At 58.3% G+C, this 19,425-nt stretch carries 24 protein-coding genes; 15 read left to right on the top strand and 9 right to left on the bottom strand.

Annotated features, from left to right (window positions below; all coding sequences use genetic code 11):
* The 7 genes from IBX59_RS05090 to fnrL all read left to right on the top strand — a co-directional run.
* Positions 1–255: DUF2892 domain-containing protein (locus IBX59_RS05090; protein WP_296373073.1), on the top strand; the 255-nt coding region annotated here is incomplete at its 5' end.
* 3 nt (positions 256–258) lie between these two features.
* Positions 259–384 (top strand): hypothetical protein, encoded by a 126-nt coding sequence (locus IBX59_RS05085; RefSeq protein WP_296373071.1) that lies wholly within the window; start codon positions 259–261, stop codon positions 382–384.
* Positions 385–471: 87 nt separating this feature from the next.
* A complete protein-coding gene (locus IBX59_RS05080; RefSeq protein ID WP_296373078.1) occupies positions 472–1,560 on the top strand; it encodes an MlaE family lipid ABC transporter permease subunit in 1,089 nt (362 codons plus the stop codon).
* Complete coding sequence (locus tag IBX59_RS05075; RefSeq protein WP_296373069.1) at positions 1,560–2,336, top strand: ABC transporter ATP-binding protein; 777 nt, start codon at positions 1,560–1,562, stop codon at positions 2,334–2,336. The genes IBX59_RS05080 and IBX59_RS05075 overlap by 1 nt, the downstream gene beginning before the upstream one ends.
* On the top strand, positions 2,336–3,535 hold the full coding sequence (locus tag IBX59_RS05070; RefSeq protein WP_296373067.1) for an MlaD family protein: 1,200 nt from the start codon (positions 2,336–2,338) through the stop codon (positions 3,533–3,535). Before IBX59_RS05075 ends, IBX59_RS05070 begins: the two co-directional genes overlap by 1 nt.
* 3 nt (positions 3,536–3,538) lie before the next feature.
* Positions 3,539–4,159, top strand: coding sequence for an ABC-type transport auxiliary lipoprotein family protein (locus tag IBX59_RS05065; protein WP_296373066.1), 621 nt, complete (start codon positions 3,539–3,541; stop codon positions 4,157–4,159).
* A gap of 81 nt (positions 4,160–4,240) precedes the next feature.
* Positions 4,241–4,957: a transcriptional regulator FnrL gene (gene fnrL / locus IBX59_RS05060; protein WP_296373064.1), complete on the top strand. Its 717-nt coding sequence runs from the start codon at positions 4,241–4,243 to the stop codon at positions 4,955–4,957.
* Positions 4,958–4,966: 9 nt separating this feature from the next.
* Here the strand turns inward: fnrL and IBX59_RS05055 are convergent, their stop codons facing one another.
* Positions 4,967–5,803 (bottom strand): universal stress protein, encoded by an 837-nt coding sequence (locus IBX59_RS05055; RefSeq protein ID WP_296373062.1) that lies wholly within the window; start codon positions 5,801–5,803, stop codon positions 4,967–4,969.
* 193 nt (positions 5,804–5,996) lie between these two features.
* On the opposite strand from IBX59_RS05055, the gene ccoN reads away from it, so the two are divergent.
* The 8 genes from ccoN to ccoS all read left to right on the top strand — a co-directional run bounded on the left by ccoN (position 5,997) and on the right by ccoS (position 13,794).
* Positions 5,997–7,595 carry a cytochrome-c oxidase, cbb3-type subunit I gene (gene ccoN / locus IBX59_RS05050; protein ID WP_296373060.1) on the top strand — a complete coding sequence of 533 codons (1,599 nt, stop codon included), beginning with the start codon at positions 5,997–5,999 and terminating at the stop codon, positions 7,593–7,595.
* A gap of 12 nt (positions 7,596–7,607) precedes the next feature.
* Complete coding sequence (gene ccoO / locus IBX59_RS05045; RefSeq protein WP_296373058.1) at positions 7,608–8,333, top strand: cytochrome-c oxidase, cbb3-type subunit II; 726 nt, start codon at positions 7,608–7,610, stop codon at positions 8,331–8,333.
* Positions 8,334–8,341: 8 nt separating this feature from the next.
* A complete protein-coding gene (locus IBX59_RS05040) occupies positions 8,342–8,569 on the top strand; it encodes a cbb3-type cytochrome c oxidase subunit 3 (RefSeq protein WP_296373056.1) in 228 nt (75 codons plus the stop codon).
* On the top strand, positions 8,566–9,432 hold the full coding sequence (gene ccoP, locus IBX59_RS05035; protein WP_296373054.1) for a cytochrome-c oxidase, cbb3-type subunit III: 867 nt from the start codon (positions 8,566–8,568) through the stop codon (positions 9,430–9,432). Before IBX59_RS05040 ends, ccoP begins: the two co-directional genes overlap by 4 nt.
* A gap of 165 nt (positions 9,433–9,597) precedes the next feature.
* Entirely contained in the window at positions 9,598–11,013 is a 1,416-nt protein-coding gene (gene ccoG / locus IBX59_RS05030; protein ID WP_296373052.1) for a cytochrome c oxidase accessory protein CcoG, read from the top strand.
* Positions 11,010–11,474 carry a FixH family protein gene (locus tag IBX59_RS05025; protein ID WP_296373051.1) on the top strand — a complete coding sequence of 155 codons (465 nt, stop codon included), beginning with the start codon at positions 11,010–11,012 and terminating at the stop codon, positions 11,472–11,474. The genes ccoG and IBX59_RS05025 overlap by 4 nt, the downstream gene beginning before the upstream one ends.
* Positions 11,471–13,624 (top strand): heavy metal translocating P-type ATPase, encoded by a 2,154-nt coding sequence (locus IBX59_RS05020; RefSeq protein WP_296373049.1) that lies wholly within the window; start codon positions 11,471–11,473, stop codon positions 13,622–13,624. Before IBX59_RS05025 ends, IBX59_RS05020 begins: the two co-directional genes overlap by 4 nt.
* A 5-nt stretch (positions 13,625–13,629) precedes the next feature.
* Positions 13,630–13,794 carry a cbb3-type cytochrome oxidase assembly protein CcoS gene (ccoS, locus tag IBX59_RS05015; protein ID WP_296373046.1) on the top strand — a complete coding sequence of 55 codons (165 nt, stop codon included), beginning with the start codon at positions 13,630–13,632 and terminating at the stop codon, positions 13,792–13,794.
* Positions 13,795–13,833: 39 nt separating this feature from the next.
* Here the strand turns inward: ccoS and IBX59_RS05010 are convergent, their stop codons facing one another.
* The 8 genes from IBX59_RS05010 to IBX59_RS04975 form a co-directional block, all read right to left on the bottom strand.
* Positions 13,834–14,433 (bottom strand): SCO family protein, encoded by a 600-nt coding sequence (locus tag IBX59_RS05010; protein ID WP_296373044.1) that lies wholly within the window; start codon positions 14,431–14,433, stop codon positions 13,834–13,836.
* 1 nt (position 14,434) lies between these two features.
* The gene (locus tag IBX59_RS05005) at positions 14,435–14,923 is read right to left on the bottom strand and encodes a copper chaperone PCu(A)C (protein WP_296373042.1); all 489 of its coding nucleotides are present in this window, start codon (positions 14,921–14,923) and stop codon (positions 14,435–14,437) included.
* A gap of 86 nt (positions 14,924–15,009) precedes the next feature.
* Positions 15,010–15,411 carry a DUF2946 family protein gene (locus IBX59_RS05000; protein WP_296373040.1) on the bottom strand — a complete coding sequence of 134 codons (402 nt, stop codon included), beginning with the start codon at positions 15,409–15,411 and terminating at the stop codon, positions 15,010–15,012.
* Positions 15,412–15,483: 72 nt separating this feature from the next.
* Positions 15,484–16,008, bottom strand: a complete 525-nt coding sequence (locus IBX59_RS04995; RefSeq protein ID WP_296373038.1) for an NADPH-dependent FMN reductase — start codon at positions 16,006–16,008, stop codon at positions 15,484–15,486.
* A gap of 17 nt (positions 16,009–16,025) precedes the next feature.
* The gene (locus IBX59_RS04990) at positions 16,026–17,339 is read right to left on the bottom strand and encodes a TRAP transporter large permease (RefSeq protein ID WP_296373036.1); all 1,314 of its coding nucleotides are present in this window, start codon (positions 17,337–17,339) and stop codon (positions 16,026–16,028) included.
* Positions 17,336–17,890 (bottom strand): TRAP transporter small permease subunit, encoded by a 555-nt coding sequence (locus tag IBX59_RS04985; RefSeq protein WP_296373034.1) that lies wholly within the window; start codon positions 17,888–17,890, stop codon positions 17,336–17,338. Before IBX59_RS04985 ends, IBX59_RS04990 begins: the two co-directional genes overlap by 4 nt.
* Before the next feature lie 21 nt (positions 17,891–17,911).
* Positions 17,912–18,982 (bottom strand): C4-dicarboxylate TRAP transporter substrate-binding protein, encoded by a 1,071-nt coding sequence (locus IBX59_RS04980; RefSeq protein WP_296373032.1) that lies wholly within the window; start codon positions 18,980–18,982, stop codon positions 17,912–17,914.
* A 19-nt stretch (positions 18,983–19,001) separates the two neighbouring features.
* Positions 19,002–19,406: a YciI family protein gene (locus IBX59_RS04975; RefSeq protein WP_296373030.1), complete on the bottom strand. Its 405-nt coding sequence runs from the start codon at positions 19,404–19,406 to the stop codon at positions 19,002–19,004.
* Between the last annotated feature and the right edge of the window lie 19 nt (positions 19,407–19,425).

Here is a 19,425-nt window from a genome sequence, read left to right as displayed (position 1 = left end):
AAAGTTGCCGATCAAACCTATAGCCGACAGGAGATTATGATGACCGTAAATGTAGGAAGTTCAGACCGGCTGATCCGGCTGATTGTGGGTCTTGCGATGATCGTTGCGCCATTGATAAATTTCATGGGTCTGGGCACCAGCACATTTGGTGCATATGCGCTGATGATCATTGGCGCGGTGCTTGTGCTGACATCGCTGTTCAAATTCTGTCCGCTGTATCGGATTCTTGGCATTTCGACCTGCAAGATACGCTGACATATGGGCATCACATCCTTGGAACCCGCCCATGCGCTGGGATATCTTGCCATCCTTTGCATGCACAGGACCGATGATGTCGCGCGCTTTACTTGGGTTGATCAACATACCTTTCCCGAAGGCGTCTAGCATGGTCATCACCCCAAGTGCGCGCGATGACGCGCCATACAGGCCGCCCCGGGCGACGGTGCATTGCAGGTGACGCAACCGCCTCGCATGACGATTGACGCAGGCACCGTCACCCTGCGCGGTGATCTTGTGATCAGCACCATCGAAAGCCTGTCATGGGCAGCGGCGGCGCAAAGCGGTGCAACGACGATCAACCTTGATGCGGTGGGCAGATTCGACACGGCAGGTGCATGGGCCGTCGTGGAACTGGACCGCGCGCTGTCACCGCAAGGGCGCAAGGCAACGCTGGCCGGGGCAACCGATCTTCAGGCTGAATTGCTGGCCACGATCCGCGACAATATGCCAGATGACGGCGCCCCCGCCGCCCCACGCCGGACCATCGCCGAACTGCTGGACACCTTTGGGCGGCGCACGGCGCACAGTTTCGGACAGGCCATCGCCATTACCGGGTTTCTGGGGCAAGTCGTCAGCACCATCGCCTATCTGGCACTGCACCCCAGGCAGGTGCGCTGGACGGCGATGTTTTACCACATGCAGCAGGTCGGGTTGAGTGCGGTGCCCATCGTATCACTGATGGCGTTCCTGATCGGCGTCGTTTTGGCGTTTCAGGGGGCTGCACAGCTGCGCCAATTCGGGGCCGAGGTTTTTGTCGTTGATCTTATCGCCATTTCGATCCTGCGCGAATTGGGCATTCTTTTGACTGCGATCATTGTGGCGGGCCGGTCTGGTTCGGCGTTTACCGCCGCCATCGGATCAATGAAAATGCGCGAGGAAATCGACGCGATGCGCACGCTGGGGCTTGATCCAGTGACAATTCTTGTGGTGCCGCGCACCTTGGCGCTGATCTTCATGCTGCCGGTGCTGGGGGTCATTGCAAATGCGGCGGGTCTTTTTGGTGGCGCGTTGATGTCATGGATCGAACTGGGGGTATCGCCGGGGGTATTCCAGATCAGGTTTGCCACCAATACCGATGTCTGGCATTTTGGTGTGGGCATGATCAAGGCGCCGTTCTTTGCGCTGATCATCGGCATCATCGGTTGCTACCAAGGGATGCAAGTCGAAGGTAATGCAGAATCTTTGGGCCGGTTGACGTCATTGTCGGTGGTGTTGTCGATCTTTCTGGTGATCACGGCGGACGCGCTGTTTTCGATCTTTTTTGCGATTGTAGGAGTATAATGCCCCAAGATCCGATTATTCGCGTGCGTGGGCTGGTCACCCGATTTGGCACTCATACTGTCCACGACGGGCTGGATCTGGACGTGATGCGTGGCGAAATCATCGGCGTCGTGGGCGGGTCTGGCACGGGCAAGTCGGTCTTGCTGCAATCCATTGTGGGACTTTTGAAACCCGCCAGTGGCCAGATCACCGTTTTCGGACAAAGTGTGCGCGACACATCCGACCACGACTATCGTGAATTGCGCAAACGCTGGGGGGTCATGTTTCAGGACGGCGCGCTGTTTTCATCGCTGAATGTGCAACAAAACGTCGAAGCCCCGATGCGCGAACAGTTGGATCTGCGCGCCGAAACCCGTACAGCCCTTGCCCGCATCAAGATCCGCATGGTCGGCTTGCATGAAGACGCCTTTGATAAACTGCCCGCTGAACTGTCAGGCGGGATGCGTAAACGCGCGGGATTTGCGCGCGCCATCGCTCTTGACCCCGAAATCGTGTTTCTGGATGAACCAACCGCAGGACTGGACCCGATCGGCGCGGCCGCTTTTGACAAACTTATTGCACAACTGCGCGCAACACTTGGCTTGACTGTCTTTCTGGTGACCCATGACCTTGACAGCCTGCACGCGATCTGTGACCGCATTGCCGTGATCGCCGAAAAGCGCGTTATTGCAACCGGCACCATGGCCGAGATGCAAGAGGTCGACCACCCTTGGGTGGCGGCCTATTTCAAGGGGCCGCGCGCCCGGGCCGCGCTGGCGCAAAAGGATATTGCCTGATGGAAACACGTGCGCATTTCGTTCTGGTCGGGCTTTTCACGATCCTTGGCATTCTGGGCGGGTTAGGGTTTTTCATCTGGTTGGCCAGCGTGCAGATTGACCGTCAATACATGCGCTATGGCATTCTGTTTGAAGACGTGACCGGCCTGAACCAATCGGCTGACGTGTTTTTCAACGGTGTGAACGTCGGGCGTGTGGTCAGTATCCGTATTTCGGAAAATGATCCGCGGCTGGTTTATGTCGGGGTCGAAGTTGATGCCAAGACCCCTATCAACGTTGATACGGTGGCGCAGGTGGATTCACAGGGTGTGACAGGTGTAGCCTATATTACCTTGACCGGCGGCGCCCCCGGCGCGCCCTTGCTGACCTCTGCGCCCGACGAACCTGCCCTGATCCGGTCGCGGCCCTCATCGCTGCAACGGCTTATGAAAAGCGCGCCGGACATCATTAGTGATGCGGCAGATGTGATGACCCAACTGCGCAACCTGACCGGCCCCGACAATCAAGATTATGTGCGCACTATCTTGCACAATGTTGTGGGGGCGACCGCCGCTTTTGAAGCCGCATTGACCGATTTTTCCGAGATCACGACAACCATTGGCGTTGCGACAGCCCAGATCACCATTTTTACCGAACGTCTTGCCGAAATCGGCGTTGCCGCCCAGTCAACGTTGGAAACTGCAGACGAAACGCTGGCCACAATCAACCGCACATTCGAAGAGGCCGACGCGGCCATCGCGGCGTTGAACCCCGCGATCCGGAACGCTGGCGATGCCTTTGCGACAGTTGACCGGTTCTTCCAGGATGACCTTGCGCCGCTTTCAGGTGCCTTGCAGGAAACACTGGATACCGCAGACAAGGCCCTTGCCAGCATGGATGCGGCTTTTGGCAACGCCGATCAGATCATGACAACCGACCTAGGGCCAGTCTTGGCGGATACGCGCGCCGCCCTTGCCGAATTGGCGCAAGCCACAGCCAGCGTCACGGATGCAATCCCCGGTATCGTCACCGATGTGCGCGCCACCGTTGCCGAGATCCGCAGCGCGGTATCATCAGCCAGCCCCGGTTTTCGCGACTTTGGCCAGCTGGGGGGCGAAGCGCGGGCCGTGATCCGGTCAATTAACGCGCTGGTGCGGCAGGTTTCACGCGATCCGGCAGGCTTTTTGCTGCAAGATCGCGTTCCAGATTACAGGAGATAACGCATGCACAGCATGAACATCACGCGCCGCTTTGCCATTCTTGGTGCGCTGGCCCTGCCCGGGTGCAGCGCAATCGCCCGCCTGAATGCCGCAGCAGAGCCGCGCGATACCTTTGACCTGCGCGCGGTCAACCTGACCCAACAAGGTGCCGTCGACCGGCGCAACCTTCTGGTTGCCGACCCATCCGCCGCTGCGGCCCTTGACACCGACCGGATACTGATCCGGCCTGAGCCGCAGACCATCGCCTACCTGCCCGACGCGCGCTGGTCGGATGATCTGCCGCGCCTGTTTCAAACCCTTTTGGTGCAGTCGCTGTCATCCACGGGCCAGATCGGATTCGTCGGCATACCAAATGCCGGGCCTGTCCCGGATGTCGTGTTGCTGTCGCGGATTGACCGCTTTGATGTCGAAGTGGACGAGACCGTCGGGTTCCGCGCCGTTTTTGCCTGCACCTGCACATTGCTGCGCGACCGCGACCAACGCGTCATCAGAACACAGCGATTTGCACAGTCTATCGCCGTCAGCACTGATAACCCCCTGACAATCGCCCGTGCCTTTCAGGCGTTACTGGATGAAACGCTACCGGAAATCGTGATTTGGACCACCGCTGGCGCTTTATCCTGACTTCTGGCTCTTGCGTGCAACAGATTTCCAAGATCGCAACGGCGTCTTTCATCGTCGCATTCAGCGTGGTAATTCAATCCTATGGAAAAAAATTTCAGCAAAGAAAAATCCTGCGATTCCTGCCCGATTCGGCATCGGGCGGTCTGTGCAAGCTGCGAACCTAACGAATTGGCGACGCTTGACCAGATCAAGACCTATCGCAATTACGATGCGGGCCAGCCCATCATTTTCGCCGGTGATCAGATGCCTTTTGTGGGGTCACTTGTCACGGGCACAGCAACGCTGGAACAAATGCTGGAAGACGGACGCAAACAAACCGTTGGGTTGCTGCTGCCGTCGGATTTTATCGGTCGGCCCGGCCGTGAACTCGCCCCTTATGATGTGACGGCCGTGACGGATGTGACGCTGTGCTGTTTCCAAAAACCCAAGTTCGAGGAACTTTTGCGCACAACGCCGCATGTCTCTCAGCGCCTTTTGGAAATGGCGCTGGATGAACTGGATGCCGCACGCGACTGGATGCTGTTGCTGGGCCGCAAGACTGCGCGCGAAAAGATTGCGACCTTTATCATCATGATCGAAAAACGGCTGACACACCCAACCTTGACACGGCACCAAAATGAACGGCACATTATTTTGCCTTTAACCCGCGAAGCGATGTCCGATTACCTTGGCCTGACGATTGAAACGGTCAGCCGTCAGTTTTCTGCGCTCAAGAAAGACGAGTTGATCCGCCTTGAAGGCAAACGCGGTGTCACGATCCCTGATATTACCGCCCTGCGCGATGTAGCTGGATACTGATACACCGAATTATCGGGCCATCAGCAGCGGCACATCTGCGATCTGAAGCATGTTGCGGGTCGGGCCGCCCATGACTGCTTCGCGCAGGCGGGAATGTCCATAAGCCCCCATCACGATCATGTCGATATCGCGTTCATGCGCCCGGCGGAGCAATTGCGCGGCAATGCTTTCATGGGTCTTTGACAAGATGAAAATCTCGGGCTTGACCCCATGGCGGGCCAGATGCTGCGCCAGCCTGCCGCCCGGATCTGACCGGTCGGCGCTATGACGCGGCGGGTCGATCAAAACGATTTCGGCGTGTTTTGCAACCTGGAGTAATGGCAGGGCTGCAAGACTTGCTGCCATCGCCTCCCGTCCGTCATCCCATCCCAGCTGGACCTTCTTGATATCAAGGCTTACCGGTGTTTTCGGCACAATAAGAACAGGCATATCCGCGCCAAATGTGCAGGCTTCAAAGATGGTCACATCTATGCGCTGGGCCCCTTCCCGATACGGCGATGGTAAAATCACCAGATCATGAAATCGCATGTGATCGGCCAAAAATGCATCCAGCCCGTTAAATATGACAGTCCCGGCCTGCACGTCCCAGGCGATATCTTCCTGTGCAAGCCGGTCGCGCACCTGTGCCTCAAGCGCGATTGCGTCTTCTTGCGCAACCTTGATATTTTCCTGCACAGAAAGGGCTGATGCGCCGACATGATAGAACACGGAATCGGCCTGATGGACACCAAGGCATAAAATATGAAGATGCGCCCCCCACCGGCGCGCGGCTTCTATCGCAACGTTCAATGCGCTGTTTTCAAGATCACGCTGGTGCAAAATTGTTGCAATCGCCTGATACTGCATCTGGTGTTTCCTGTGATGTTGCTTTGCCCAATCTGCAAATCACACGGGTCGCGCGCTTTGATGCAGCGCAAACTGCGACAGATTTTCCGAAGTTGACCCAGATCAAAGCACTTGCCACACTGAAAGCCCAGAGATGGCCGCGATAGTGTAAAGCCGCACCTTTTGGTGTGCCTTGGTGAAAGAGACCCAGATCATGAACGATTACTTAAAGCTTGCAGCATTGGGGGTTGTGACCCTTTTTGCTGCACTTGCCGCCAATTTTGCCCGAGACCTAGCCTATCAGGTGCATGCACTTCTGATTATGGCCCTTGGTTTTGGCTTATTCATATGGGTGCTGCGCAGCACCGATGAACCAAAACCAATTGTTGATCAAAATGGCTATATGGATGGAGTCATACGGGCCGGCGTCATTGCAACGGGGTTTTGGGGGGTCGTCGGCTTTACGGTTGGTGTCTATATTGCCTTCCAGTTGGCATTTCCTGTGCTGAACCTTGAATGGGCACAGCCATATGCCAACTTTGGCCGCCTGCGGCCGCTGCATACCTCGGCGGTGATTTTCGCATTTGGTGGCAATGCGCTGATCATGTCGTCGTTTTACATCGTGCAGCGGACATCCGGTGTCCGGCTTTGGGGCGGTAACCTTGCCTGGTTTGTGTTCTGGGGCTATCAGTTGTTCATCGTGCTGGCCGCGACGGGCTATCTGTTGGGCGTCACCCAATCCAAGGAATACGCAGAGCCGGAATGGTATGTGGATATCTGGCTAACGATTGTCTGGGTCGCATTCCTTGCGGTCTTTCTGGGCACGATTTTCACCCGCAAGGAACGCCACATCTATGTGGCCAACTGGTTCTTGCTAAGTTTCATCATCACCATCGCGATGCTGCATATCGTCAACAACCTTGCCGTGCCGGTGTCGATCTGGGGCAGCAAATCGGTGCAGCTGTTTTCGGGCGTGCAGGATGCGATGACCCAGTGGTGGTATGGCCATAACGCGGTTGGTTTCTTTCTGACGGCCGGTTTCCTTGGGATGATGTATTACTTTGTGCCCAAACAGGCCGGGCGCCCTGTCTATAGCTACAAGCTGTCGATCGTTCACTTCTGGGCGCTGACCTTTCTGTATATCTGGGCCGGTCCGCACCATTTGCATTACACCGCGCTGCCTGACTGGGCTTCGACCCTGGGCATGGTGTTTTCGATCATCCTGTGGATGCCCAGCTGGGGCGGCATGATCAACGGCCTGATGACGCTGCAAGGCGCATGGGACAAGCTGCGCACCGATCCGATCATCCGGATGATGGTGGTCAGCCTTGCCTTCTACGGCATGTCCACGTTTGAGGGTCCGATGATGTCGATCCGCGCGGTCAATAGCCTGTCGCACTATACAGACTGGACAATCGGGCACGTGCATTCCGGCGCGCTTGGCTGGAACGGCATGATCACCTTTGGCGCGCTTTACTTCCTGACGCCGCGCCTGTGGGGCCGTGCGCAGATGTATTCGATGTCTGCGATCAACTGGCACTTCTGGTTGGCCACGATCGGCATCGTGCTTTACGCTTCCTCGATGTGGGTCAGCGGTATCATGGAAGGCCTGATGTGGCGCGAAGTTGACGCCCAGGGATTCCTTGTCAACAGCTTTGCCGACACCGTCAGCGCCAAGTTCCCGATGTATGTGGTGCGGGCCCTGGGTGGGGTGCTCTACCTCGCGGGTGGTCTGATCATGGTGTGGAATATGTGGATGACGATCCGTGGTGGTGAAAAAGTCACTGCACGCGTCGGCATCCCTGCGGAATAAGGACCAAGAAAAATGTCATTCATTCAAAAACACCAGATCCTAGAACGCAGCCCAACCTTGCTGTTTGCCGCCTCTTTCGCGGTGGTCAGCGTCGGCGGGATCGTTGAAATCGCGCCATTGTTCTGGCTGGAAAACACCATCGAGAATGTCGAGGGCATGCGCCCTTATACCCCGCTGGAGCTGACAGGCCGCGACATCTATATCCGCGAAGGCTGCTATGTCTGCCACAGCCAGATGATCCGCCCGATGCGCGACGAGGTGGAACGCTATGGCCATTATTCGCTGGCCGCGGAATCGCAGTATGACCACCCGTTCCAATGGGGGTCCAAACGCACCGGGCCGGATCTGGCCCGTGTGGGCGGGCGGTATTCAGACGCATGGCATGTCGATCACCTGATGGATCCGCAATCGGTCGTGCCGGAATCGATCATGCCGAAATATGCGTTTCTGGCCAATACGCCGATCAACGGCGCACACGTCGCGGATCTGCTGCGCACCCACAGCATCGTTGGCGTGCCTTACACCGAGGAAATGATCGAAAATGCGCGCAGCGATTTTCTGGCGCAGGCCGATCCTGACGGTGACTGGGGCCCGGTCGAAGCCCGTTACCCCGGCGCAGTCTTCGGCAATTTCGACGGCCAGCCCGAACTGACCGAAATGGACGCGCTGATCGCCTATTTGCAGATGCTGGGCACGCTTGTCGATTTCTCGACCTTCACACCAGACGCTAGCCGCTAGGGGGCATGATGGAAACCTACACATTCCTGCGCCAACTGGCTGACAGCTGGTTCTTGCTGGCCATGACGTTGTTTTTTATCGGCGTCGTCGTCTGGGCGTGGCGCCCCGGCAGCCGCAAGATGCACGATAACACCGCCATGATCCCGTTTCGCAACGAAACCATAAATCGCGATAACAAATCCGCTGACAGCGCCGGTAAGGCCAACAGCGACACCAAGTCGGAGGACGCAGCATGAGCGACCCTAAAAAGGACGAAATCACAGGTGTCGAAAGCACCGGCCACAGCTGGGACGGCATCGAGGAATTGAACAACCCGCTTCCGCGTTGGTGGCTTTGGACATTGTATCTTTGTATCATCTGGGCCATCGGCTATACCATCGCCTATCCGGCGTGGCCGGGTATCACCAAGGCAACATCGGGCCTGCTGGGGTATTCAACACGTGGCGAAGTGGCCGAACAGATTGCGGTTGTCGAAGCGCGCAATGCACCACTCATCAATGCGCTGACAGACATTGAACTGGCCGCCCTGCCTGAAAATGATGATTTGCATCGTTTCGCCGTGGCAGGTGGTGGGGCCATTTTCCGCACCTATTGTTCGCAGTGCCACGGATCGGGTGCCGCAGGGGCCACAGGCTATCCCAACCTGCTGGACGATGACTGGCTGTGGGGGGGCAAGATTGACCAAATCGCCACAACCATTCGCCACGGGATCCGCAACGATGTTGACCCAGATGCGCTTTGGTCGCAGATGCCCGCCTTTGGTGATATCCTTGAACCTGCGGAAATCAACGACGTTGTGCAATATGTGCGCGCCATGTCGGGGCAAGGGCATGACGCCGCTGCCGCAGAAGCCGGCTCTGAAATCTTTCTTGAACAGTGCAGCGCCTGTCATGGCGAGGACGGTAAGGGCAACCGCGACATGGGTGCGCCCAACCTGACGGATGCCATCTGGCTTTATGGTGGCAGTGTCGAAACGCTGACCTACACAGTGACCAATTCCCGGTTTGGGGTCATGCCGCCGTGGTCAAACCGTTTGAGCGAAGCCGAAATCAAGGCCGTCGCAGCTTACGTGCACCAATTGGGTGGCGGCGAGGAGTAAACGCCCCCGATGATGCCCGCGCGGCTATGCCGCAGCAGCAGCCCCCCCCTCCAATCTGTTCGCACTGGCGGAGGGGGGCGGCAAATTTTAGACTTGATTTGGATCATGGGAAGCGCAAGGCGCAACCACTATTCAGCAAGCAGCGAACAGAACCGGACATTGCCAATGAGCCCCCAAGACAGCCAACCGCTTTACGTATCACGCGAGCCGATCTTTCCCCGGCGCGTATCGGGCACGTTCCGCCGCCTCAAGTGGTGGATCATGGCAATCACACTGGGTATCTATTACCTGACACCATGGATCCGCTGGGACCGGGGGCCATCGCTGCCCGATCAGGCAGTGCTGATCGACATGGCGAACCGCCGGTTCTATTTTTTCTGGATCGAAATCTGGCCGCATGAATTCTATTTCGTGGCCGGACTGCTGATCATGGCGGGCCTTGGGCTTTTCTTGTTTACCTCTGCCTTGGGGCGTGTCTGGTGCGGATATACCTGCCCGCAAACCGTCTGGACAGACCTGTTTATTCTGGTCGAACGCTGGATAGAAGGCGACCGCAACGCGCGCGTCCGCCTGTGGCAATCGAAATGGGATCTGCGCAAATGGAGGCTGCGGCTGACAAAATGGACCGTCTGGCTGCTGATTTCTGTGGCCACGGGCGGGGCTTGGGTGTTTTATTTCGCAGATGCCCCCACGTTGATGCGCAATCTTGTCACATTTGATGCCGCATTCATTGCCTATTCCACCATCGCAATCCTGACGGCAACCACCTTTATTTTTGGTGGTTTCATGCGCGAACAGGTCTGTATTTACATGTGTCCGTGGCCCCGTATCCAGGGCGCGATGATGGATGAACAGACCTTGACAGTCGGCTACCGCGAATGGCGCGGCGAACCGCGCGGCAAGAAACATGACAACACCACCGGCGACTGCATTGACTGCATGGCCTGCGTCAACGTCTGCCCCATGGGGATTGACATTCGCGATGGCCAACAAATGGAATGCATCACCTGCGCACTGTGCATCGACGCCTGCGACGACGTAATGGAAAAGATCGGCAAGCCACGCGGGTTGATCGACTATCTTGCGCTGGCGGATGAACCACGCGAACGCGAAGGCAGCCTCCCACGCCCGATCTGGCAGCATGTGTTCCGTCTGCGCACCATCATCTACACGGTCCTATGGGCCGCGATCGGTATAGGACTGGTTTTTGCGCTGTTTATCCGGTCTGACATCGACATGACGGTCGAGGCCGTGCGCAACCCGACGTATATCACCCTGTCTGACGGCACTGTGCGCAATGTTTACAACATGCGCCTGCGTAACATGGACAGTGAAACACGCAATTTCCGCATGTCGCTGACATCAGAAGAAATCCTGCACATTGATGTCGAAGGAGCCGATGGTAACATCATTTCGGTTGCGCCTGACAGCACAACGCAGATCCGGGTTTATGTATCAGCCCGCCCGCAAGACCCCGCCAGCGCACGCGACCGCACCGACCTGCGGTTCTGGGTTGAAGATGCGGCTGGCGAAAGTCGCGCATACCGCGATTCAGTTTTCAACGGAAAGGTTCCGCAATGACAACAAAGGTCCAAAAACCACTGACAGGGCGCACCGTCCTGATCATCACAGTTTCAGCCTTTTCCGTGATCATCGGCGTAAATTTGACGCTGGCCTATCAGGCGGTGGCGACCTTTCCGGGGTTGGAGACGCGCAATTCCTATGTCGCCAGCCAGAATTTTGACGCCGACCGCAAGGCGCAGCTGGCCTTGAACTGGGACGCCGCCGCACTGATGACCGGCGACACCCTGCGCCTGCAAATTCGCAAGGATGGCCTGCCCGTGCAGGCCCATATCCAATCGGCGGTTCTGGGGCGTGCCACGAATGTTTCGGATGACCAGCAGCTTGATCTTGTCTTTGATGGACAAGATTACGTCGCAAACATTATCCCCGCGTCGGGCAACTGGAACCTGCGGTTGGTTGCCCAAGCAGCCGATGGCACCCCATTCCGGCAGCGCATGATTGTCAAGGTCATGCAATGAGCAGCGCGATGTCCGCCTGCCCGGCTTGTAGCGCCGCCCCCTTGGCGCTGGACACCGCCAAACGGCATATGGCCGAGGCCGGCAGCACCGTTCTGTCACTGCCCGACATCCACTGCGCAGCCTGTATCGGCGCGGTCGAACAGGCGCTGCATGACAGGCCGGATGTGCGCGCGGCCCGCGTCAACCTTAGCCGCAAACGTGTGACGATCGACGCGCCTGGCGTGCCAGTCGCAGACCTGATCGAAACGCTGGCCAATGTGGGATTTGCCGCAAGCGAGTTGAACAACGACCTGCTGGGCGCGGCCGACAGAGACCCGCGCGGCAATGCCTTGCTGGTGCGGATGGCGGTCGCGGGTTTTGCGATGATGAACGTGATGCTGTTTTCGGTTGCCGTCTGGTCGGGCGCCAACGACAGCACAGCCAAGATGTTCCACTGGATTTCAGCCGCCATTTCCGTGCCTGTGCTGGCGTTTTCGGCGCAGGTCTTTTTCCAGTCAGCATGGAGCGCACTGCGCGTCTGGCGCGTGAATATGGATGTGCCGATTTCGCTGGCGATCATCCTTGCGGCAGCGCTGTCGATCTATGAAACAGCCCTTGGCAGTGGCCATGTGTATTTCGATGCCGCGCTGGCGCTGACGTTCTTTTTATTGGCTGGCCGGTATCTGGATCACCGCACGCGGGCCGCCGCGCGGTCTGCCGCGCAGGAACTGACCGCGCTTGAAACGCCACGCGCCACGCGGCTGGTCGATGGCCACCGCGAAGACGTGCGCGTCAGCGCGCTGGCGGTCGGCGATGTGATCGCGGTGCCCGTCGGGATGCGTTGCCCCGTTGACGGGCAGATTGCAACGGGCGAATCCACGCTTGACCGGTCGCTGATCACCGGGGAAAGCCGCGCCGTCGCTGTGGCACCCGGTGACAGGCTGTCGGCGGGCGAAATCAACCTGACCAGCCCCCTGACCATCACCGTCGGTGCCGTCGGCGAAGACACGACCTTGCGCCGCATGGCCGCATTGGTCGAGGCCGCGGAAGGCGCGCGCAACCGCTATACCGCACTGGCCGACCGCGCCGCCAAGAATTACGCGCCTGTGGTGCATCTGCTGGCGCTGGGCACGTTTACCGGCTGGATGATCCTGACGGGCGACATCCCGCGTTCGATGAACATCGCGATTTCGGTGCTGATCATCACCTGCCCCTGCGCGCTGGGCCTTGCCGTGCCCGCGGTCATGACAGCCGCAACGGGGCGATTTTTCCGCCACGGCATGTTGGTCAAGGACGGCACGGCCATCGAACGGCTGGCCGAGATTGACACGGTTGTCTTTGACAAAACCGGCACATTGACGAAAGGTCAGGCAGCCTTTGATGTGGCGGGCATGTCCGATCAGGCGCGCAGTGTTCTCAAGGCGCTGACCAACGTCTCTGACCATCCGGTCGCGCGGGCCTTGGGGGACGCGATGGCGCGGTCCGTCACGCCTGCGCCGCTGTCCGATGTGACAGAACACCCCGGTCAGGGGATTTCGGCCCGTTGGAACGGCGTGCGTGTCCGTCTGGGCAGTGCCGCATGGATCGGGGGGGGAACCTCTCCGGTTCTGGCCATTGGCGATGATCCACTGATCCCACTGGAACTGACCGAAACCCTGCGCCCGGGCAGCATAGAGGCCGTCACCCAAGTGATCAAAAGTGGACGCAAGGTCATGCTTTTGTCGGGCGACAATCATGACGCCGTGGAAAAGGTAGCCCGCGCACTGGGCATTGCCGATTGGCACGCCGCTGTCCACCCCCACGAAAAGCTGGATATCATCAAGTCACTGCAAGCCAGCGGTCAGCGCGTTCTGATGGTTGGTGACGGGCTGAACGATACCGCCGCACTGACGCAGGCAGAGGCATCAATGTCACCGGCAACCGCGCTTGACGCTGCGCGCACCGCATCGGACATCGTGCTGATCAGTGAAAGCCTGAGCGCCCTGCCCGAAGCGATTTCCACGGCACAAAACGCGCGCCGCCGGGTGATCGAGAATTTCGCGATCTCTGCGGGATATAACATGGTCGTGATCCCCATCGCCGTGATGGGCTTTGCGTCACCATTGGGCGCGGCGATTGCAATGTCGGTATCTTCCATCACTGTTCTGCTCAATGCACTTCGTGTAAGGTAACAGGCATGAATATTCTTGTGATCCTTGTGCCTGTGTCGCTGGTTCTTGCCGGGCTCGCCTTGTTCGGATTTTTGTGGACATTGCGGCACAGCCAATACGAAGATCTGGATGGCGACGCGGCGCGCATTCTGCTGGATGATGAATACGACGACCATCCAAAGCAGGATTAAAATGCGCCCGCGCCCCATGAGAGCGCGGGGCGCAATGTCTTAGCCCCCTAACAGCCGGTTCAGTTTCGCCATCACGCGGTTCAGATCCTCTTGGTATCCGATGGGTTCAAAGAATTCCCCGCGTTTGTCAAACAGCATCACATAGGCGCTGTGGTCCATGGAGTAGCCGCCGTCTGACAGCGGCACCTTGCGGGAAAAGATGCGAAACGCCTTTTTGGCTTTTTCGATTTCCGCCACACTGCCGCTGACGCCCACGACACCATCGACCCAACCCACATAATCCCCCAGCAAATCAACCGTATCGCGCTCGGGATCGACGGTGACGAAATAAACCTGCAGATTATCTGCCGCAGGCCCCAGTTCATCTTGCCAAAGGGCAATATCGGCCAGCGTTGTCGGGCAGACATCGGGGCAATGGGTGAACCCGAAAAACACCGCCGTTGGCCCGTTTTTCAATGTCTGTTGGGTAAATGGTTGCCCGTCCGACCCTTGCAGAATGTAATCTCCCCGACCGAAATCAACGCCTGACGTGTCCTCTAGCATCGGTTTCACCCAAGCGAACCAGATCAGCGCGGCTGACGCGAAAAGACAGCCAATCGCGATGGCTGTGCGCATTTTAGTTTGTGTTGTCGCAGCCATTTCAATGCCCTCCCGTCGCGCTGTGGTCCATGCCCCCGGCCATTTTTTTGCGGATCGGCAGATCGATAGCAACCTCGCCTGCATTTTCAAAACGCAGCGTGACTGCCACGGTTTCGCCGGCAACCAGCGGGCCGTTCAACTGCATAAACATCAGATGCAGCCCGCCAGATTGCAGCACCACGGTTTCGCCCGCAGGCAGCGGCAGACCGTCGGCCAGTTCGCGCATCACCATCACACCGCCATCCATCATCATGGCGTGAATTTGCGTCACACCCGCAATATCAGATGCCGCAGCTACCAGATGGTCATCGGCTTCGCCGCCGTTGGCAATGGTCAAGAACCCGCCCGCGACAGGCTGGTTGGGCAATGTGGCATAGGCATAGCCATCTGTCAGGGTCAGCGTATCCTGCGTCACGGGTGCCATATCATCGGCCATCGCAGGCGCGCCGAGTGCGACCAGCGCCGCCAGCAGTTTCATTTTCGTTTTCATCGGTTTCACTTTCGGTAGGCCAAAAGGCCGGAACATCAGGTAACCCTTAGCGCAACGACACGCGGGGTCAGGCAATGATTGCAAGATCAGACAGCCGCCGGTGGCGCGCGGGTCTGTGGCCTGATGTGGCGTGACTGATGCATGGCAGGCACGGCCTGCATGCCAAAGGACACATCTGTCGCAAGCGGTGTCGCCGCAAGGGTGATGATGTCAGACCCGAAAACCGCGTGATTACCGGTCACCGACCATGGGCAAGGGTCATGCTGGACAGGGTTTTCACCGTCCGTCGGATGAATGGTGCCGTCAGCGGCAATGATGACTTCGACCAGACCGTCGCCAGTGCAAAGCACCATGCGAAACCCGTCCGGTCCTGCCTTGGCCATTGTGCCGGATGCGATCAGTTGGGCCAGCAGGAACGGCACCAACAACGCCAGCCGCAAAAAGCGGCGGGCTTTGGTCGTAATGTCCCTGGCGATACGCCCTGTCATCCGGTCGGTGGTCCGTTACAAACTTCGTCGTTTAGCTAAGCCCCGAACGGCGCGGTTGCAATGGACAATGCGTCACAGGCTGGCGATGAACCCGCGCAGGTTATCCATGGCAAAGTCAAGGATCGCCGGATCGTTCAGCCTGCCATCTTCCACCTTGGTGTTGGCCATGGGCACAATGATTTCCTTGCAGACATGGGTTTCGGCCAGCATCCCATTCAGGATGTATTTCAGGTGCGCCTGCGCACGCACCCCTCCCAGCGCCCCGCCGGATACCGAAATGACAAAGCATTTCTTGCCCTTGAACACCGATTCAAACGCGGGCCGCGATGCCCAGTCGATCGCGTTCTTCAGCACACCGGGAATGCTGTAATTATATTCGGGCGTGATAAAAACCAGCCCATCGGCGGCTTGCAGTTCCGCCACCCAGCCGGTGACGGCAGGATCATCGCCCAGATCGGCATTGTAATGCGGCAAGGTGCCGATATCGGCCATGCTGCAAGCGGCATCCCCTGCAATCCGGTCGATCAGCGCACGCGCCGTCGCGGTCGCGGCAGAGGCGGCCCGCAGGCTGCCGGAAACGAAAAGTATCTTCTTCATGGATTACCTCAAGGATTTCAAAGTCGTGCCAGCCATGTGGCAATTGACGGAAAGGCAATGATCAGCGCCAAGGCAGCAACCATCGCCGCAACAAACGGCAAGGCACCGCGAAAGATTTCACCGATTTGCAGGTCAGGATCGTCCATCGCCGATTTGATCGTATAGACCGACAGACCAAAGGGCGGCGTCAGCAACCCGATTTCAACGGCCACAACGGTCAACACCCCGAACCAGATCAGGTCAAACCCGGCGGCATTGGCCACAGGCAGCGCAATCGGCAACATAATCAGCATGATCGAGATAGAATCGATCAGACACCCCAACGCGATGATCAGCAAAAGATAGATCACCAAAAACCCGTACGGCCCGATCGACCCCGACAGAAAGAATTCGGCCAGTTCGCGCGGCACGCCCGACAGCGCCAGCATCCGGCTGAAAAACGTGGCTGCCATGATCAGGATCAGCACCGAAACGGTGATCTGCCCAGTTTCCACCAGCAGGTTCCACAGTTTGCTCCCCGTCAGCGACCGCCGCAAAATTGCGATGACCAGCGCGCCAAAGGCCCCCGCCGCCCCTGCCTCTGTCGGGTTGAAGAACCCGCCATAAAGCCCGCCCAGCACCAGCAGCATCAGGGCAACGATCGGGACCGCCTTGCGGATGATCGCCATCACCGACAGGTCATCCGGGATTGCGATGTCATCGACATTGTTGAACACGAAATCGCGTGATGTGCGGGCCAGCAGGATAATCGTGCCCGAAAAAAGGATCGCCAGCAAAAGCCCCGGACCAATGCCCGCCAGAAACATCCGGCCGACGGATTCTTCTGCCAAAACGGCGTAGATGATCATCAACAGCGATGGCGGGATCATCATGCCCAGCACCGACGACCCTGCGACAACGCCGGTCGCGAATTTCTTGGTATAGCCGTGGCGCGTCATTTCCGGCACCGCGACCCGGCTGAACACTGTGGCCGACGCGATGGAAATGCCCGTGATGGATGCAAATACCGCGTTGGCAAAGACAGTGGCAATGCCCAGCCCCGCCGTCACGCGTTTCAGCAATCGTTCGAACACGTCAAACGTGTCCTTGCCAACCCCTGAAACGGTCACCAGCAGCCCCATCAGCACGAACAGCGGGACGACCGCGAACAGGTATTCGCGCAGACTGTCGTTAGCGACAGCGCCGATCATGCGGGTGGCGATTACCTCGTTGCGGATCAGGCTGACCCCGGCGAAGGACACGAACAGCATCCCGATCCCGATCGGCATCCCGATATAGATCAGCAGGATCAACGCACCGATGGCGTAGGTTCCGATTTCAAGAGGCGTCATGTCAGGTCAACCTTTGGCTGGCGCAGGTTCACAACGGCCCGCACCAGAAATTCTATTGCGGCCACCCCGACCCCCAGCAAGATCAGCGCCCGGAATGGCCATGTTTCCAACGTGGCGATCCCCGTCACGCCGATAAATTCGCCCGACGCCCAGTCTTTTTCCAGAATGCGCAGCGTGGACCATCCGATCAGGCCCAGCATCGCAGCCCCCACAAGATCGAACAGCGCCGCCAGCACGCCGCCCAATCGGGGAAACCGGCGGCGAAAGGGCGGCAGGAAAATCTCGGTCCGGGCCAGCCTGTCGGCCCGCACTGTTGCGGCAAGTTGCAGATAAACGATCATAACAACCACCAACGCACCCAGTTCAGACACCAGCGGCAGGGATGCGCCAAAACCGTTCCGAAACACGATATCGGCACAGATGATAACCATCAGCACACCGATCAGAACGGTGCCCAGCACGGCCAGACCTTCGACGATCCGCGACCAGATGACAGCCAGCAGGGGCCGTGGGGGCCCGCCGTTTTGGCGGGCACCGTCAGTTTTGTTCACAGGTTCCAAGGGATCAGACCGTTACTTGTCCCAGTCGCGGGCAGGTGTTTCGCCAGCAGCCCGGAGAGCATCCATGTATTCCGCCAGAAATTCACTGCCGGGCGAACCTTGGGCATCGACCGATGCGGCCCATTCGCCGGCCAGATCGGGCAACAGATCAACCCAGGCCTGCCGTTCGGATGCTGGCATTTGCACGATGGTCACCGGCGGGTTCTGATCAGCGCCGTTTTCAACCATCAGGTTCAACATCAGTTCGTGCCGGTCCACCATGTCCTGACCGTGGGACACGGTGTAATATTTGCCCGCCGCAATCATGGCGTTCTGCACCTCTTCGGGCAGGGTTTCCCATGTGTCGTTGTTTATGGCGACGGCCCCCGAAAACGCAGCCCCTGCCGAGAAACGGTTGATATAGGGGGCCACCTCATAGAGTTTGATCGGCATCGCGCCAAGCGCCAGCGTCAACGCGCCGTCAGAGACACCTGTCTGCACATCGGTATAGAATGTGGTCAGTGACCCATCCACCGCGTTCGCACCCGTTCCGCGCAGCCAGCTGCCCAGAACGCCCGGCGCAGACAGCTTCATCCCGTTGATATCGGCGATGCCTGCCAACGGTTCCTTGGTGTAGATATCATAAAGGTCCGTCGCGGTCAGGCCCAGAACCTTGAGATTGTGATCTTCCCATTCCGCGCGGAAGGCTTCGTTCGTTTCCAACAGTTCTTCCATCACCTCTAACAACACCGGCGGGTTTGCGGTGGCAAAGGGGGTGTTGGTCGATACCTGGCTGAGCGGCAGTTGGGCCGGTTCAAGGAACGAAAACACCCAGCCCACATCGGTGATGCCCTGTTCAACCGAACTAAGCGTCGCGTTCGCCTTGTAAAGCGTGCCACCGAATGCCTCGTTCCAGTCGATTTCGTAATTGCCGGATTCAGCAAGGATTTCATCGGTGCGCGCCATGAAATGGGTCTGGATCATGCCAACCCATGGCACCACGGTCGGGTGGCTGGATGCCACCGTCAGGCTGATGGTTTCCTGTGCAAACAGGGCCGCAGGAAAGGCCGCAGCCACCGTCAGGGTTCCAAGTAGCGTTTTCATCGTGTTCCTCCCTCGGTGTTTAGTTAACAGCGAAAGTCTGGGTTGAAAAATCAAGCCGGACAGTCATCGACCCTTCGTTGATCATCCACGGGCGCACGGTGAAACTGCGCGCGCCGGCCTTGTGCATGGGGTCGCGTTCAGCGATTGCGATGGCATCAGCACGCGTTGCGGCCCGCACAACGACCATGCCTTCACCCTGCCATTCCTGTTCGTCGTCCGACCAAAGCGGCCCGGCGGCAAACATGATACCGTCCTGTTCCAACTGCATCTGGAACGCCAGATGCGCGTCGAGATTGGCAAAGACCTGACCCAGCCCGTCTGTCGGCGTGGTAAAGATTGCATAAAGCTGCTTTTGCAGCATCGCGCCGCTGGCTTCGCGCACAGCGGCGGCGGGCACTGATTTTGGGTTGTCCGGATCGCTCATGTGTATTCCTCCCTTGGTG

This window comes from Yoonia sp., from assembly GCF_014859355.1.
Taxonomy (GTDB): domain Bacteria; phylum Pseudomonadota; class Alphaproteobacteria; order Rhodobacterales; family Rhodobacteraceae; genus Yoonia.
The sequence above is the reverse complement of the archived record's forward strand: the minus strand, read 5'-3'. Positions and strand labels throughout refer to the sequence as shown.

Excerpts from the sequence above, each read along its gene's own strand:
- IBX59_RS05020 (WP_296373049.1), top strand. The coding sequence starts at position 11,471 with ATGAGCAGCGCGATGTCCGCCTGCCCGGCTTGTAGCGCCGCCCCCTTG.
- IBX59_RS04995 (WP_296373038.1), bottom strand. The coding sequence starts at position 16,008 with ATGAAGAAGATACTTTTCGTTTCCGGCAGCCTGCGGGCCGCCTCTGCC.
- ccoO (WP_296373058.1), top strand. The coding sequence starts at position 7,608 with ATGTCATTCATTCAAAAACACCAGATCCTAGAACGCAGCCCAACCTTG.
- IBX59_RS05080 (WP_296373078.1), top strand. The coding sequence starts at position 472 with ATGACGATTGACGCAGGCACCGTCACCCTGCGCGGTGATCTTGTGATC.
- fnrL (WP_296373064.1), top strand. The coding sequence starts at position 4,241 with ATGGAAAAAAATTTCAGCAAAGAAAAATCCTGCGATTCCTGCCCGATT.
- IBX59_RS04990 (WP_296373036.1), bottom strand. The coding sequence starts at position 17,339 with ATGACGCCTCTTGAAATCGGAACCTACGCCATCGGTGCGTTGATCCTG.
- IBX59_RS05025 (WP_296373051.1), top strand. The coding sequence starts at position 11,010 with ATGACAACAAAGGTCCAAAAACCACTGACAGGGCGCACCGTCCTGATC.
- IBX59_RS05070 (WP_296373067.1), top strand. The coding sequence starts at position 2,336 with ATGGAAACACGTGCGCATTTCGTTCTGGTCGGGCTTTTCACGATCCTT.
- ccoN (WP_296373060.1), top strand. The coding sequence starts at position 5,997 with ATGAACGATTACTTAAAGCTTGCAGCATTGGGGGTTGTGACCCTTTTT.
- IBX59_RS05005 (WP_296373042.1), bottom strand. The coding sequence starts at position 14,923 with ATGAAAACGAAAATGAAACTGCTGGCGGCGCTGGTCGCACTCGGCGCG.
- IBX59_RS05055 (WP_296373062.1), bottom strand. The coding sequence starts at position 5,803 with ATGCAGTATCAGGCGATTGCAACAATTTTGCACCAGCGTGATCTTGAA.
- IBX59_RS05085 (WP_296373071.1), top strand. The coding sequence starts at position 259 with ATGGGCATCACATCCTTGGAACCCGCCCATGCGCTGGGATATCTTGCC.
- IBX59_RS05010 (WP_296373044.1), bottom strand. The coding sequence starts at position 14,433 with ATGGCTGCGACAACACAAACTAAAATGCGCACAGCCATCGCGATTGGC.
- IBX59_RS05075 (WP_296373069.1), top strand. The coding sequence starts at position 1,560 with ATGCCCCAAGATCCGATTATTCGCGTGCGTGGGCTGGTCACCCGATTT.
- IBX59_RS04975 (WP_296373030.1), bottom strand. The coding sequence starts at position 19,406 with ATGAGCGATCCGGACAACCCAAAATCAGTGCCCGCCGCCGCTGTGCGC.
- IBX59_RS05040 (WP_296373056.1), top strand. The coding sequence starts at position 8,342 with ATGGAAACCTACACATTCCTGCGCCAACTGGCTGACAGCTGGTTCTTG.
- IBX59_RS05000 (WP_296373040.1), bottom strand. The coding sequence starts at position 15,411 with ATGACAGGGCGTATCGCCAGGGACATTACGACCAAAGCCCGCCGCTTT.
- ccoP (WP_296373054.1), top strand. The coding sequence starts at position 8,566 with ATGAGCGACCCTAAAAAGGACGAAATCACAGGTGTCGAAAGCACCGGC.
- ccoG (WP_296373052.1), top strand. The coding sequence starts at position 9,598 with ATGAGCCCCCAAGACAGCCAACCGCTTTACGTATCACGCGAGCCGATC.
- ccoS (WP_296373046.1), top strand. The coding sequence starts at position 13,630 with ATGAATATTCTTGTGATCCTTGTGCCTGTGTCGCTGGTTCTTGCCGGG.
- IBX59_RS05065 (WP_296373066.1), top strand. The coding sequence starts at position 3,539 with ATGCACAGCATGAACATCACGCGCCGCTTTGCCATTCTTGGTGCGCTG.
- IBX59_RS04980 (WP_296373032.1), bottom strand. The coding sequence starts at position 18,982 with ATGAAAACGCTACTTGGAACCCTGACGGTGGCTGCGGCCTTTCCTGCG.